14 protein-coding genes and 1 tRNA gene are annotated in these 14,582 nt (G+C 34.6%); 4 read left to right on the top strand and 11 right to left on the bottom strand.

What is annotated here, in order from left to right; genetic code table 11:
- Window positions 1-7: 7 nt before the first annotated feature.
- The 3 genes from rsmA to EV197_RS01095 form a co-directional block, all read right to left on the bottom strand.
- Window positions 8-859, bottom strand: a complete 852-nt coding sequence (rsmA, locus tag EV197_RS01105) for a 16S rRNA (adenine(1518)-N(6)/adenine(1519)-N(6))-dimethyltransferase RsmA (RefSeq protein WP_130284891.1) — start codon at window positions 857-859, stop codon at window positions 8-10.
- 8 nt (window positions 860-867) lie between these two features.
- A complete protein-coding gene (locus EV197_RS01100) occupies window positions 868-1,179 on the bottom strand; it encodes a DUF4286 family protein (protein ID WP_130284890.1) in 312 nt (103 codons plus the stop codon).
- A gap of 66 nt (window positions 1,180-1,245) precedes the next feature.
- The gene (locus EV197_RS01095; RefSeq protein WP_165388968.1) at window positions 1,246-1,806 is read right to left on the bottom strand and encodes a WD40 repeat domain-containing protein; all 561 of its coding nucleotides are present in this window, start codon (window positions 1,804-1,806) and stop codon (window positions 1,246-1,248) included.
- Between the two features lie 409 nt (window positions 1,807-2,215).
- Here EV197_RS01095 and EV197_RS01090 point away from each other — a divergent pair, with 409 nt between their 5' ends.
- Entirely contained in the window at window positions 2,216-3,421 is a 1,206-nt protein-coding gene (locus EV197_RS01090) for a sensor histidine kinase (RefSeq protein WP_130284888.1), read from the top strand.
- Window positions 3,422-3,528: 107 nt separating this feature from the next.
- Here EV197_RS01090 and EV197_RS01085 read toward each other — a convergent pair whose 3' ends face one another.
- From EV197_RS01085 to EV197_RS01075, 3 genes are all read right to left on the bottom strand, one after another.
- On the bottom strand, window positions 3,529-5,316 hold the full coding sequence (locus EV197_RS01085) for a tetratricopeptide repeat protein (RefSeq protein ID WP_130284887.1): 1,788 nt from the start codon (window positions 5,314-5,316) through the stop codon (window positions 3,529-3,531).
- Window positions 5,317-5,375: 59 nt separating this feature from the next.
- Window positions 5,376-6,647, bottom strand: coding sequence for a serine--tRNA ligase (serS, locus tag EV197_RS01080; RefSeq protein ID WP_130284886.1), 1,272 nt, complete (start codon window positions 6,645-6,647; stop codon window positions 5,376-5,378).
- 237 nt (window positions 6,648-6,884) lie between these two features.
- The gene (locus tag EV197_RS01075) at window positions 6,885-8,030 is read right to left on the bottom strand and encodes an AraC family transcriptional regulator (RefSeq protein WP_130284885.1); all 1,146 of its coding nucleotides are present in this window, start codon (window positions 8,028-8,030) and stop codon (window positions 6,885-6,887) included.
- A 313-nt stretch (window positions 8,031-8,343) separates the two neighbouring features.
- Here EV197_RS01075 and EV197_RS01070 point away from each other — a divergent pair, with 313 nt between their 5' ends.
- Window positions 8,344-8,580, top strand: a complete 237-nt coding sequence (locus EV197_RS01070; protein ID WP_130284884.1) for a hypothetical protein — start codon at window positions 8,344-8,346, stop codon at window positions 8,578-8,580.
- A gap of 72 nt (window positions 8,581-8,652) precedes the next feature.
- Here EV197_RS01070 and EV197_RS01065 read toward each other — a convergent pair whose 3' ends face one another.
- The 5 genes from EV197_RS01065 to EV197_RS01045 all read right to left on the bottom strand — a co-directional run bounded on the left by EV197_RS01065 (window position 8,653) and on the right by EV197_RS01045 (window position 13,374).
- Window positions 8,653-9,972, bottom strand: coding sequence for an HTTM domain-containing protein (locus EV197_RS01065; RefSeq protein ID WP_130284883.1), 1,320 nt, complete (start codon window positions 9,970-9,972; stop codon window positions 8,653-8,655).
- Window positions 9,969-10,901 carry a bifunctional riboflavin kinase/FAD synthetase gene (locus EV197_RS01060; protein ID WP_130284882.1) on the bottom strand — a complete coding sequence of 311 codons (933 nt, stop codon included), beginning with the start codon at window positions 10,899-10,901 and terminating at the stop codon, window positions 9,969-9,971. Before EV197_RS01060 ends, EV197_RS01065 begins: the two co-directional genes overlap by 4 nt.
- A 97-nt stretch (window positions 10,902-10,998) precedes the next feature.
- Window positions 10,999-11,625, bottom strand: coding sequence for an aminoacyl-tRNA hydrolase (gene pth, locus EV197_RS01055; RefSeq protein ID WP_130284881.1), 627 nt, complete (start codon window positions 11,623-11,625; stop codon window positions 10,999-11,001).
- Between the two features lie 142 nt (window positions 11,626-11,767).
- Entirely contained in the window at window positions 11,768-12,406 is a 639-nt protein-coding gene (locus tag EV197_RS01050; protein WP_130284880.1) for a 50S ribosomal protein L25/general stress protein Ctc, read from the bottom strand.
- 26 nt (window positions 12,407-12,432) lie between these two features.
- A complete protein-coding gene (locus EV197_RS01045) occupies window positions 12,433-13,374 on the bottom strand; it encodes a ribose-phosphate pyrophosphokinase (RefSeq protein WP_130284879.1) in 942 nt (313 codons plus the stop codon).
- A gap of 155 nt (window positions 13,375-13,529) precedes the next feature.
- Here EV197_RS01045 and EV197_RS01040 point away from each other — a divergent pair.
- Window positions 13,530-13,611 (top strand) — tRNA-Leu (locus EV197_RS01040).
- Between the two features lie 345 nt (window positions 13,612-13,956).
- Window positions 13,957-14,538 (top strand): HupE/UreJ family protein, encoded by a 582-nt coding sequence (locus EV197_RS01035; protein ID WP_130284878.1) that lies wholly within the window; start codon window positions 13,957-13,959, stop codon window positions 14,536-14,538.
- The last annotated feature ends 44 nt before the right edge of the window (window positions 14,539-14,582 follow it).

Below are 14,582 nucleotides of genomic sequence, written 5' to 3'. Positions count from 1 at the left end.
TTATATTTTAGGTCTTGCTAAGGAGGTTGGTGAGTGCAATAAATTGATTGACATCGAGCTGCTCTGGTCTAAGCGCAAACAATTCTGAAGCCTTCATTTCATCACTTATCCCAAAACCTTTTAGGCTGTTGCGCAATGTTTTTCTACGTTGACCAAATGCCATTTTAACCACCCTAAAGAACTGTTTTTCATCACAGGGCAGGCTATAGTTTTCTTTTCTAATCAGTCTCAAAACACCACTATCTACTTTTGGAGGAGGACTAAATACGCCTGGAGGAACCGAAAATAAATACTCGGCATGATAAAATGCCTGAGTTAGTACGGATAGGATTCCATACATTTTACTACCCGGTTGTTCGCAGATACGCTGTGCAACTTCTTTTTGAAACATTCCTGTAAATTCTGGTATTCGATCCCGGTTTTCAATGGTTTTAAAAATGATCTGAGAGGAAATGTTATAGGGAAAATTACCAGTTATGGCTACCGGCTCCTTATCAAAAAGATCTGATAAGTTAACTTTTAAGAAATCACCTTCAATGATGGTAAAAGTAAGCGACGAGTCTCTATTAAAGGTATGTTCTGTTTTGAAATCATTTTGAAGGTATTCGATAGACTCACTGTCTAGGTCCATAGCGATAAGGTGTACCTCCTTTTGTAAGATATATTTGGTTAAAACGCCTGTTCCTGGTCCAATTTCGATGACATTTTTATAGCCATTCAGGGTTAAGGTATCACCAATTTTTTTCGCTACATTTTCATCCTTAAGAAAATGCTGACCCAGATGCTTTTTTGCCTGAATACCTTTGGAACTTCCTTTACGACTTTCTTTAGTATAAGATGATTTTCTTTTCCGCTTCATGCTAATACCTATTGCTGTTCAGTAATGATCTGAAGCTCTGTTCTAAATGCTACGAACTTACCTGCAAATCGTTCTGACTTAGAACGAAGCTCATCCGCATTTTCTTTATAATACTGCTCTAGCGTTGTTTTACTATCTGTAGTGTATTGTATAGAGTAGGTGATACCGCCCATTTCTTCTTCAACCAGTACTTTAGTCATTAGGGCTTTTAAGAATTTGCCAGTGGACAGCATATCGGGGATATGTTCTTTGGTCATCCATTCTAACCACTCGTCGTGAGCAGATTCTTCAATATTAATAGTAACGTTATATATAAACATCGTAACTTGATAAATGAACCACAAAGGTAGGTAAGCATTAGGGATTTAGCTAACGTAGCTTACGTTTTATTCTGCTTTGGCCTGTGTTGGATAATAAAGTTTCCACACTCGTACTTCTCCAAAAATTCCTGCTGCGATATACTGACCGTTTTTGGAGAACTCAACAAAATTAGGTGTTCTATTTCTATAGCGTGTTGGGTAATCCAGGAAAACACCTGATTTAAGATTCCATACACGTACTGCTCCATTTACTCCAGCAGCGACATACTTTCCATCGGGAGAAAAACATGAAAAATTAGGAGTTATATTTCTAATATTAATTTTATAATCTCTAAAATCTCCAGTGCTGACCTTCCAAACACGTACAGCTCCAAAAACTCCGGCTGTGATATAATTGTCATCAGGAGAAAACTTCACAAATTTAGGGGTTTCATTCCTATGCTTCGTTTTATAATCTTTGTGACTACCGGTTTCAGTATCCCATATCCTAACGGCTCCAAAAACCCCAGTGGCGATATACTTTCCATTATTTGAAAATGATACGCCATTAGGGATATCATTTCTCATTTTGGTCTTATAGGTTCGGATCGTGTCTTGAGCAAAGGAAAAAGTGGTAAGCGTTACCATAACAAGTAATGAGTAACAGGAGAAGCCTTTCATAATAGTGTGTTTCTAATGATTCTTTTTAGAACTCAATCACCATACCATAAGCCGTGGAGCTATACTAAATTTTTATTAAAATAATCTTGAAAACAAGATTGTTAGTGTAAAATAATTAATTAGGTTAAGAGGTTTCCTTAAGGTGAATTATCCGCCTAATAAAGGATTCTAATTGATATGATTATGTATTTAGCGCTAAACAGAGACCAAAATATCTGTGAAATAGGTTAGCTTCTTTACTGATAGATCAAATTATATAGAATAATCCCTGACCCAATAAATAGTATTTTTTTACAACTTATCATACTTACAATTTGTATATTAATGCTGCGCTATAGGATCAAAAACTATACGTAAAAATTTTATCTTAAAAACTATGATTGCACCACAAGATCCCCACAATGAAAAAGAGCGACTAAAGGAATTGGAATCCTACATGATTATGGAAACTGAAATAGAGGAAGAATTTGATAATCTAACAAAATTGGCATCTGAAATTGTGGGTACCAAAATTTCATTAGTAAGTCTATTAGATGACAAAAGACAATGGTTTAAATCTAAAGTAGGTATGGAGACTTCTGAAACTCCAAAGGAATTATCTTTTTGTGGTCATGCGATTGAACGACCTAATGATATTTTAATTATCCCGGATACACGAGAAGATAAACGGTTTTTTGATAATCCATTTGTAACTAGTAAACCTAATATAATTTTTTATGCAGGTGTTCCGTTGGTTTCGAAAAATGGATTCCCTTTGGGCACGTTGTGCGTGTTAGATGATAGTCCTAAAGAACTAACAGAACAACAAATAAGTGCATTAAAGACCTTATCGAGCCAGGTGATGAAATTAATAGAATTACGAAAAGCAAATCACGAATTAAAAGAGAAAACTACACAATTAAAGAGAAAAAACGAAGAAACAGAAAGGTTTGCTTATTTTGCCGCACACGACTTAAAAACTCCTTTAAATAATATAAAAAAAATCATCGATATACTCATTAGAAAAGAATCAATCGATGGCTTTAGTGTAAATGATTTGCTTAATATGGTTAAAGAGTCTTCAGAGCGCCTAACAAAGTTGATCGATGAGATTTTGGAGTTCTCAAAGGTCGATAAACTGTCTGTAGCTGATAAATCAAAAATACTTCCGGATGAATTACTGGCAAAATTGAAGACTACGATCATTCCTGATACTAATTGTTCTATAATCTTGGATACTGAGGTAAAAAGCATAACACTAAATGCTACAGGTACCCTGTTAGTGTTGCAGAATCTGGTTACCAATGCTATTAAGTACTGTGACAAACCTGAAACGATAATTGTTATTGGGCTGACAGAGCAGGATGATGTGTACGAATTTTATGTTAAAGATAATGGCCCTGGGATTGATCCGGTTTATAAGGATAAAATATTTAAACCTTTTGAAGTATTGGCGTCTGAGGATTCATTTGGTAACAGAGGAACTGGTTTAGGGTTATCAATTGTTGAAAAAATACTTGAAAAAATGGGAGGTGTTATTTCTTTTGACTCGGAAATGGGAATAGGTACAACCTTTACTTTTACCGTTAAGAAAAGTGAATAAGGCTACGGGTCTATATTTCGTGCCTGATTTTAATTCTTCTTTGTTAGAGCAATAAAGCCTTTGATGCTTTAGTTAAGAGAGTAAGGTGAGGATATAATTCAAATATTTCAATTGATTGCATCCCCGCGGAGTGCCCTATATTTTTTTCGAGCTTCGACAAAATAAATACTATCGGCATGATTAAAGATGATTTTTTCATAAAACTCTTTAGCCTTTTCAGGTTCTCCTAATTCGTTGGCATACAATTCTGCAAGCCAGTAATACGCATCGTCTACGAGAATATCGGTGTTATAAAACTCAATAATTTTAAGGTAATTTACCTTTGCCTTGTCGAATAGTTGTTCTTTTTCATAGAGTTTTGCTTGTCGCAAAAAGGCTTCATCTTCTATTTTTTCTCCCTTATGATCCGTAAGAATACGCTCATACATTGCAATAGCTTCTTGATTTTTATTTTGATAGGCTAATAAATCAGCTTTTGCAAAAATCTTAAGTGCGGTCTGGGTAGAATCTTCAAAGGAATTATCGCTGATGATCAGACTTAATTCCATGGCGTCATTGGCAATCAGCTGAGAAGTGGAAGATTTCAAAACATCGAGCTGAATCTGGGCCCATTCAAAATCGCCTTTGTAATAACTTGTTTTGGCCACTTTAAATCGCGCGTCTTGAGCTAAGAAATTATTTTTTAATGCATTTTGCACCTGAGTGTAATATATCAATGCTTCATTAAACTTTTGATCCAACACTAAAATGTCTGCGATTTCCATTTTTACCCTGGAGATTTGAAAACGGGATAGTGGTTCACGATCAATCAGGTCTTTAAGGAAGGCAATTCCTTCTTTCTTTTTATCTTGATTAAAGGCTAAAAAATGTGCATAATCAACTTGAAGACTTATAGTTTCTCTTGATTTGCCGTAGTTTTCAAAAACGTTTAAATATTGTTTATTTATTTCCTCGTAATCCTTTTTCTCAGCTTGATCTACTTTAGCCTTCAGAATAATTTTATGTGCCGTCAGTTTAATATCTTCATTAGCATCGGTGCTAAGAATATAATCTAAGATTTCTGTTGCGGACTTAATATCTCTTTCAGAAATGGCAATTCGGGCAAGATCAATAATACTTTGCACACCTTCATTTTGCCTTTTATAAATCGCTTTTTCTTGTATAAATGCTTTTTTGAAATCTTTTTGCTGTATAAATAACCAGCTTAGCATTTTATTGAAGATTACATCAGGATTTTGTTGAAGTTTTTTGATCAATAGCTTTCTAAAGATAATGTTCGCTTCATTCAAAGGATCTTCTGTTATATATTGGCTAAAGTTTCTTTGAATTACATTGACATAGTTTGGCTGAAGTAGTACCAGGGCAATGTAGCTATTGAACATTTTTTCGAGCTTTCCTTGTTCTCCATAAATCTTGGCTAATTGTAAGTGGAAATTAGATCCTGGGTTATTCATCATCCCTTTTTCGTAGACAATAGCGGCTTCATCCAGTAAATTATATTTTTCAAAAGTTTGGGCTAATGAAAATGCCTGATTATAATTAAAATTGTCATAGGTTTCCAGGGCTCTTTGATAATAAGTTTGTGCTTGTTCTTGCTGACCCTGAAGTTCGTAATGGTGACCAAGTTCTACAATAAGCTGAGCATTAGTGCTGTTGTTATCAATTTTGGATCTAAGGATTTTTTCAGCCTCATTAAATTGTTCTAATTCCTGGTGTGCCTCCACTAATCCTAGAATATAATTCATTCGATTAGGATTACGCTCGTATAAGCGCTTATAGATTGTTAAGGCCTTTTCATACTGACCCTGTTCAATATAGTTTTTGGCCAATTGCTCCGATTGACTGAACGATAGCGAGCACAGTAGTAAGAAAATATATAAAAAGCCAAAGCGCATAATGCAGGTTTTTTTGTAAATATAGCAAAATGCGCTTTAGTGATGTGTTAAGGATATTCTTAATCTATAAAGTCAAACCCACAATATGGAACTAATACATCAGGAATTTTGATGCCTTTTGGGGTTTGATAATTTTCAAGAATACCAGCTAATACTCTAGGTAAGGCTAATGAACTACCGTTTAGGGTGTGAGCCAGTTGCTTTTTTCCATTTGCATCTTTGTATCGTAACTTAAGCCGGTTGGCTTGATAGGATTCAAAATTAGAAACTGAACTAATCTCTAACCAACGATCCTGAGCAGTTGAGAATACTTCAAAATCATAAGTCAAGGCAGAAGTAAAACCAATATCTCCACCACATAGTCTAAGAATTCGATAAGGTAATTTTAATTCTCGCAAGATATCTTTGACGTGCTCCACCATGCCATCAAGGGCCTTATAAGAATTTTCTTGCTTCTCAATACGGACTATTTCTACTTTGTCGAATTGGTGTAGACGGTTTAAACCTCTTACATGCGCTCCATAGGAGCCTGCTTCTCTTCTAAAACAAGGTGTGTATCCTGTGCAGCATATTGGGAGTTCATCTCCTGTTAACAGATCATCTCTAAATAAGTTAGTTACAGGAACTTCCGCTGTTGGGATAAGATATAAATCATCACCGGTTACGTGGTACATTTGTCCTTCTTTATCCGGCAATTGACCGGTGCCATAGCCAGATGTTTCGTTGACAAGATGCGGCACTTGATATTCTTTATAACCAGCTTCTGCATTTTTATCTAAGAAATAACTAATTAAAGCCCGCTGTAATCTTGCACCTTTACCTTTGTAAACAGGAAAACCAGCACCGGTTATTTTAACACCTAGTTCAAAGTCGATAATATCGTATTTTTTAGCCAACTCCCAGTGTGGTAAAGCATCTCCGTCTAATCTTGGGATCTCTCCTTCTTTAAAAACTTCTTCATTGTCCTCATCACTTTGCCCATTCGGTACGGATTCGTGCGGAATATTAGGGATGGTATACAGTAATTCACTTAACTCCTCTTGCAAGCTTGTTAATCGAGCAGATAGTTCTTTCGAAGTCTCTTTTAACTTGGCTGTTTTTTCTTTAAGTAGATTTGCTTTTTGAACTTCACCATTTTTAAAAAGTGCGCCAATTTCTTTCGAAAACTTATTGGATTCGGCTAATGTATTGTCCAATTCAGCTTGCGTTGCTCTACGGTTTTCGTCTAATGCAATCACCTTTTCAAAAACAGGTTGTGCATCAAAATTCCGTTTAGCCAGTGCCTTGGTATATGCCTCTTTATGTGCTATTATATTCTGTACTACTAACATGATTCTTTTTTTGGGCGATAACCGGGCTATCCGCTATATCTTTTTAAGGATTCGTCTTATCAATTGACCTAAGGTAATCCTAAAAAAGGATGCCGCTACTATCCCTATCGCAATGAGGAAACAAATTTAATTAAATAGTTGCTTTTAAGACCTTGATTTTTTGTTCTATTTTTAAAGTAAACAGATTATGATGGATACTCGCTTTTCGAATCTTCTATTTTACAGATTTAAATTTACTTAAGACAGTTGCTTATTTAAGTTTCGTCTTCTGTATTTGGATGGTGTAATACCTTCAAATCTTTGAAATGTTCTATTAAAGCTAGTTTTAGAATTAAAACCGCATTCCAGAGCGATAGCCAACAACGTATATTGTGTGTAAAATGGGTCTAGCATTTTTCGCTTCACCTCTTGTACTCGCAGTGAATTAATATAGTCATAGAAACTAACGTTCATATGTTGATTTAATAAATAGGATATTTTTTTGTCAGGGATATTAAGTTCTTCAGATAGCGATTTTAATGATAACTCTGGTATTAAATACCATTTATCTTCTAGGATTAATTTTTCTAACGCCAACTTTAACAAATCCATTTCCTCTGAATTATATAGTACTTTGGTTTGGGGGTTACTAGTTTCTTTATGAGCTATTGCCTCTTTATATAAGATTTCTTCTTTTTGAAATAAAAATTCTGGTAAAAGTACTTTGGTTTGTGATATACCGTGATAAGCTAAGTAAACAATCAAAAAAACAACAAAAAACGCTATAATTCCAATAGCGGAGCTAATGTCTCCAAATACCACTTCATAGATCGTAATACTTATGTCAATACCAAAGATAAATATGGTACAGTATAAAAATTTTTGTAACCAATTTAAATCATTTGCGTTTATGTCAGCATAATATTGCTGCACCAATTTTTTAGATTTTGCTAGGATCCGTAATGCTATAATTGTATAAATCAATGTATAAATATTACTTAGTGCCCAAAGGTTTTCTAAACCTTCACGAAGATGTCCAAAAGTATCAGGTTTTTGGATCAGGCTAACCAATTTAGGAATACTGGCAAAAAGTAAATATAGTATTGGGATGATAAAATGTTTATAATTCTCTTTTACGATATTATTGTTGGGAAAGAAAATCGCTTTGATATATAAATATAAAAACGGACCGATACTGATAGGGATAGTATCCTGAAATAAAAATGCTGAGTAAAAAATAATTTCAAATTCGTTTATGAAACCAAAAAAAGAAATCTGAGTCAGTAATATCCATAAAAATATAACAAATAGAATCCTAAAGTGAATCTCTTTTAATCCATTTTTCCATAAAATATAAAGCAATAACGCATTGGCAAGTATTCCAAAATGTAGAATGAAATCCATTAATAAAAGCAGTGATTATTCGTGTGAAAATTGATGGTTGCAATTTCTTTATTTTTTAATCATTGATGAAATTAATTATTAAAAAATATAGTGTTTCGTAAGCTAATTTGATTTTGTTTGATCAAAAAGATTATAATTTCTTTTATAAAAAGGTGCCACATCTTCTTTTGGGGCGTAAATCAGGAGACTTTCTTTTTAATTAGCATAAGCAAACTGCATTATTCAAAGATCTCATATATAAATAAATGCGTGACACAAACCTTGAGTGTCATTAAATGTTCAAGGGCTTAATCATTATATTAAATTCATTTTCATGAAACAATCTTTATTAAATTTGGGTAAAAAGTTAACCAGGGCAGAACAAAAAAATATTATGGGAGGAGCAAAGCTTACAACATATGATCCGTACTGCGATTTGTATGAGGGTCAAATAAGACCGGGATGTCCTTGTGTTCAAGGTGCTGCTTGTATGGTAAATGTTTTGGCAAATGATGGGAGAGGCTGGATTCCAACAAGCGGAACCTGCCAAGGAGATGTTTGTGTCCCTTAGCCTTTTAAATTATACAATTGATGTAATTCAAGAGTTCTGTTTGAGATTCAGAACTCTTGTTTATTTTTGAAGTTATTCCGTATACTTAATTACCCAAGGATTAGTTTTAAAGTGATTCCATGGTACTGAAGCCAGATCCACATCAGGATCGATGAGGACTTTTCGTTTTTTGCCATTGACCGAGACGCGGCTCTTTACATACACGGCAATATCTTTTCCTTCGGCTTCATAAATTTTATGTAAGCGTTGTGCAAATTGCCACATAAAGTCAGGTTTTGTATTTAGAGAATTCACCTGCTTTTGGGTAACATATTTTAGTTTGTTTACAATTGTTCTTCGATCGGATGGATCGTTCTTGTCTACAATGTAGAAATTAGTAATTCCAGATCTTCCCCTAAGCATCATGCGCCAACTAAGACGATGTCCTTCTTCTGTCCACAATACATCTCCGGGAATAAACCAATGCCTTAACGGAAGAATGATCTGAAGACAAAACCAGATTGTAAGTGCAACTAATAAAGGCTTTTTGTAACTTGGTATTACAATTTCGTTTTTATCATAAAACGGCTTATGCTTCATAAAAATATGATGAATCTTTTCTCGACTAAAAAAAAATACTGTAAAGGCAAGCGACAAATAGGGAAATATTCCAATTTGGAATACTATGGAGTTGAATAAATGAAAAAAGATACTGATTACAAAAGCAACAAACCTTGTTTTTCGCCAGAGTAGGGCGGGTATGATCAATAAATCAAATAAAATTCCAAACCACGCAATACAAACATGAACCCAATGTTCTTGGAGAATACCTCCAATAATTGGATAATTTGCTCTAGCCATCATCAAATTTTTAGGTACATCATAACTTAACCAGTCAGGATACCATTTGGCTACAGAGGCATACGTATACACAATCCATAGTTGTATAATAATAATTAAAAGACACCATCTGGGCATCCAGTTTCTTTTTTGATTTGGGCTTAGTTTAGCATCAAGCGAAAAATTAGCCGCTGCAGGTAGGATGGTCATTAGTATACATAACAGGAAGAGTAAATAATAATGATTATTGTAGGATGATTTTTGCATAAAGTAGGCCCCAGCCCATAATAAAGTATAGCCAAGCATACTCCAACGATATTTATAGCCGACCATCACCAGAAGTCCAAATAGCCCCATAACGGCAAAGTAATAATACATTCCATTACCTGGTAAAGGTTGTAAAAACTCAAAACCGATAAAATTGAAGGTAAAATCAGGCGCTACTAAAGTTCGTCTTACCCATCCTGTAAATATTGCACCAATGGCTTCGGCTGCAATCAAAAATCCAAAAAACACCCTAAAGATTAATAAAGCGCTATTATCAATCCTTGTAAATAGCCATTTGTTTATCATACTAAGGAGTTTATATAATCTCTGGAGTAATCTTCATCTTTTTGCATGGCCTCTTGAAGTTCTTCTAAGGAATCGAATTTTTTTTCATCTCGTATTCTCTTCAGCAAATCAATTTGAATTTTTTTGTCATAAAGATTGAATTGAGCATCAAAAAAATGAGTTTCAATGGTTTGAGATGTTCCTTCAACGGTTGGATTAGTTCCAATATTCATCATCCCAAAATGAATTTTTCCATCTATGGTAGATTTTACAATGTATACACCATTTTTTGGGATAAGCTTATAAGATTCTTCAATATGTAAGTTAGCTGTGGGGTAACTTAGTTTTCTGCCCAGTGCTTTACCTTTTACGACTCTACCGGTAAGCATAAACTCATAGCCAAGATATTTATTGGCTAATGATATATCGCCCGCTAATAGTGCTTCTCTAATCTTAGTAGAACTAACAGCAACATCATCGATGTCTTGTTTCGAAATCTCTTCTACCGTAAAATGATTTTGCATTCCATAAGAAGCTAAATCAATAATATTAGAATTTCGATTACGACCAAAACGATGATCATAGCCAATAATAACATGTCGTACATTGAGGCACTTGATTAACATTTGCTGTACATATTCGCCAGCAGTCATCCTAGAGAATTCTCTAGTAAAAGGATGGATTACCAAACTGTTTAACCCAGTTTCTTCCAAGATCTTAGCCCGTTCATCAATCGTGTTGATCAGCTTAATATCGGTGTCGTGTTGTAACACCATTCTGGGGTGAGGGAAAAAGGTAAGTAATACGGATTCTAAATCGTTTTGTTTGGCAGTGGCCACTAATCGTTCTATGATCTTTTTATGTCCTATATGAACTCCATCGAATGTACCGATGGTAACCACGGCGGGCAGCTCACTTTTGTATTTGTTTGCGTTGCTGAAACGTTTCAAAAAAATATGTTTAGTGTCCTATATATTTCTACAACTTTAGAAATGAGGATAATGATTTTCTAATTATAAAATTAACTAAAAGTGATGAATTGATCTACTATTTTCCGTTAAAGGTATTCATAGTATTAGACAATCCAGCCGTAGCGAAAGACCTAATAAGTGCTGTACTCTTCTTAAGCCTTTCTTTGAGGGCTGTTTCTTCCTCTTCATTCCATTCGCCAAGTACATAATCTACTTGTCGCCCTTTATTAAATTCGGATCCTACCCCAAATCTAAATCGGCTATATTTTGTAGTATTTAGCTGTGATTCAATATCTTTAAGGCCATTGTGTCCTCCAGCACTTCCTTTCGCTTTTAATCGTATGGTACCAAACGGAATGTTGATATCATCTGTAATAATCAAAATATTTTCCAAAAGGATTTTTTCTTTTTCCATCCAATATCGAACTGCTTTTCCACTTAAATTCATAAAGGTATTGGGTTTTAATAAAATTAAGGTTCTTCCTTTATGCTTATGAGTGGTTAAATCTCCCAGTTTTTTAGTTTCAAAAGTCAGCTCTTCTTCTTGAGCGAACTGGTCTAATACTTTGAATCCTATATTATGGCGGGTATTTTCATATTTAGGCCCAATATTACCGAGACCTACGATTAAGAATTTTTTCATCCGTTGTTCTGGTGTTTCTTTCGTTCTTTTGGAGAATATTTTATTGAAGAAAGTAAGCATTAGTTATGCGTAGGTGTTATTTGTGTATACTCAACAAAGCTATGGTTAAGTTTTGGCTATCATCAACTTAAAATTTGCTTCAAAAATAAAAAAAGCATCTTGAATAAAACCAAGATGCTTTTTAATTCTATTAGAGATATAGTTATTCCGCGCTAGAATCTTCAGCTGGTGCAGCTGTTTCTTCTCCTTCTGCTGCTTCGGTCTCTTCTTCTTCGTCTTCATCATCAGCGATAACATTACGAGAAGTTTTAACCATACAAATTACAGTGTTGTCTGGGTGAAGAATAGTGTAATCTTCACTTGCTACATCAGTTACATATAATTTATTACCGATTTTTAAGTGCGTAATATCACCTTCAATAAAATCTGGTAATTTAGAAGCTAATCCTTTAACCTTAATACGTCTTAGGTTGTACCTTAAAACACCACCATTTTTAACTCCCCTAGAGTTACCAGTAGCGTGGAAAGGAATTTCCATAGTAATAGGTTTATCATCAAATATTTCGATAAAGTCGATATGTAAGATCTTATCAGTCACTGGGTGGAACTGAATATCCTGAAGGATTGCATTTATCTTAGTACCATTATCCAACGCTATTACCACGGTATGTACGTTTGGGGTATACACTAATTCGTTGAACGCAATTTCTGGGGCAGTAAAGTGCGTAACAGTGTCTCCACCGTAAATAACACAAGGTACCTGTCCAGCATTACGTAAGGCCTTTGTTGCTTTCTTGCCTACGCTTTCTCTTTGAGATGCATTGATTGTTAATGATTTCATTTTTAAAATTTAAATATTAATTATAATTACATGATAAACTTAGAGCTGATCGATTCATTGTACTGCACTCTTCGCATTACATCTGCAAAAAGATCTGCACAGGATACCACTCTAATTTTATTACTTTCTTGCTTCAGTGGAATAGAGTCGGTAACGATTAATTCTTGAAGCTTTGATTTTTCTAATTTTTGGTACGCATCCCCAGATAAAATAGGGTGTGTACAGATGGCTCTCACGCTTTTAGCTCCACGTTCCATCATTAAGTCTGCAGCTTTAGTCAGGGTGCCAGCGGTATCTACCATATCATCGACCAATACCACATTTTTACCAGTGACATCTCCAATAAGTTCCATGTGAGAAATAACATTAGCTTTAGCTCGTTGCTTGTAACAAATTACCACATCACTAGATAAGGCTTTAGAGTATGCATACGCTCTCTTCGACCCTCCCATATCAGGTGAGGCTATGGTTAAATCTTCTAAATTTAAGGATTGTAAGTACGGTAAAAACACTGTTGAAGCAAATAAATGATCAACGGGCTTTTCGAAGAATCCTTGAATTTGATCTGCATGTAAATCCATAGTTATAATACGGGTTGCACCTGCAGTTTCTAACATTTTTGCTACTAGCTTCGCTGCAATCGGAACTCTAGGCTTGTCTTTACGATCCTGTCTTGCCCAACCATAATAAGGCATTACAGCAGTAATATGTCTTGCAGAGGCACGTTTGGCAGCATCTAACATCAACAGCATTTCCATAAGGTGGTCTGAGCTAGGATGTGTCGATCCTATAATAAAAACTCGAGACCCTCTAACAGACTCCTCAAAGGAAGGTTGAAATTCCCCATCGCTATAGGTTGAGGTAATTACATTTCCTAACTTAGCACCATATGATTTTACAATTTTTTCTGCAAGATCTCTACTTTGTGTGCAAGTAAAAAATTTAGCTTCTGTGAGTGCTTTAGACATCGGGTAAATTGTTGTGTTGTAAAAGTTTAAATGTTGTTTTGAAAAACAAGGTGCAAATTTATAAATTTTATTTTGACTAACAGTTTGATTTTTTAGTTTTTTAAGGCGTAATAACTAATTATTTTTTTAATTTTGCCAACCAATTCAAAAGTTAAGCCTTGGTGGCGGAATTGGTAGACGCGCTGGATTCAAAATCCAGTTCTTTCGGGAGTGTGGGTTCGATTCCCACCCAAGGTACAACAACCTCGCAATCAGTGCGAGGTTTTTTTATGCGTTATGTTTTTCAATATAGTATAGATTTGATAATTGAGTGTGTATTCCCTCAAGGTTTCGGGGCCACCCAAGGAACAACAACCTCGCAATTTATTGTCAGTTTTTTCGTTTATGTTGAGGAGAAATAAATGAAACCTGAATTTTAGAAATTTTAATAATTTTGGTTGAATTAACTGCTTATTAAAAGGATAAAGATCTATTCGTGAAGTAGCTCGAAGAAGTGACTGTAGTTTGCTATCATACATAGATTTCAATTTTTGCATTAAGTTTTTAAATTGTATTTTTAGCGCTAACCCTAAACCAAGCAAGATGTCTGAATTTTGGCTGTATTTAAAATTAGGATTGTTTCACGTTTTAGACTGGAAAGCATATGATCATATCCTTTTTTTAGTCGTACTATCGGTTGTGTATACTTTTGATAGTTGGAAACGTTTACTGCTCTTAATAACCCTGTTTACTTTAGGCCATACCTTGTCCTTATTTCTTGCGGCCTATAATGTAGTAGCAGTCAATTACAAATGGATTGAGTTTTTAATACCTGTTACGATTTTACTTACAGCACTCTTTAATTTGTTTACCGCTAAGCAATCGAATAGAAGTGGAAAAATTGGTGTTTTGTATGGCGCTACTGTTTTTTTTGGGTTGATACACGGTTTTGGGTTTTCTAGTTATTTCAAAGCGATAAGTAGTTCTAGTAATGCTAAAATACTACCCTTATTAGAGTTTGCCTTGGGTATTGAAATCGCTCAGATCGTAGTAGTTTTACTCTTATTAATTATCAGCTTTATTGCACAAAGTATTTTTCGATTTTCAAAGAGAGATTGGATCTTGGTAGTGTCTTCTATAGTAATAGGAATGACTATTCCGATGCTAGTCGATAATTGGATTTGATAATTATTTACAGAAATCAAGTTGTATTTGAAACATTGTAGCAA

The organism is Aquimarina brevivitae, from assembly GCF_004216895.1.
Classification (GTDB): domain Bacteria; phylum Bacteroidota; class Bacteroidia; order Flavobacteriales; family Flavobacteriaceae; genus Aquimarina; species Aquimarina brevivitae.
This window is presented reverse-complemented; position numbering and strand designations above follow the sequence as displayed.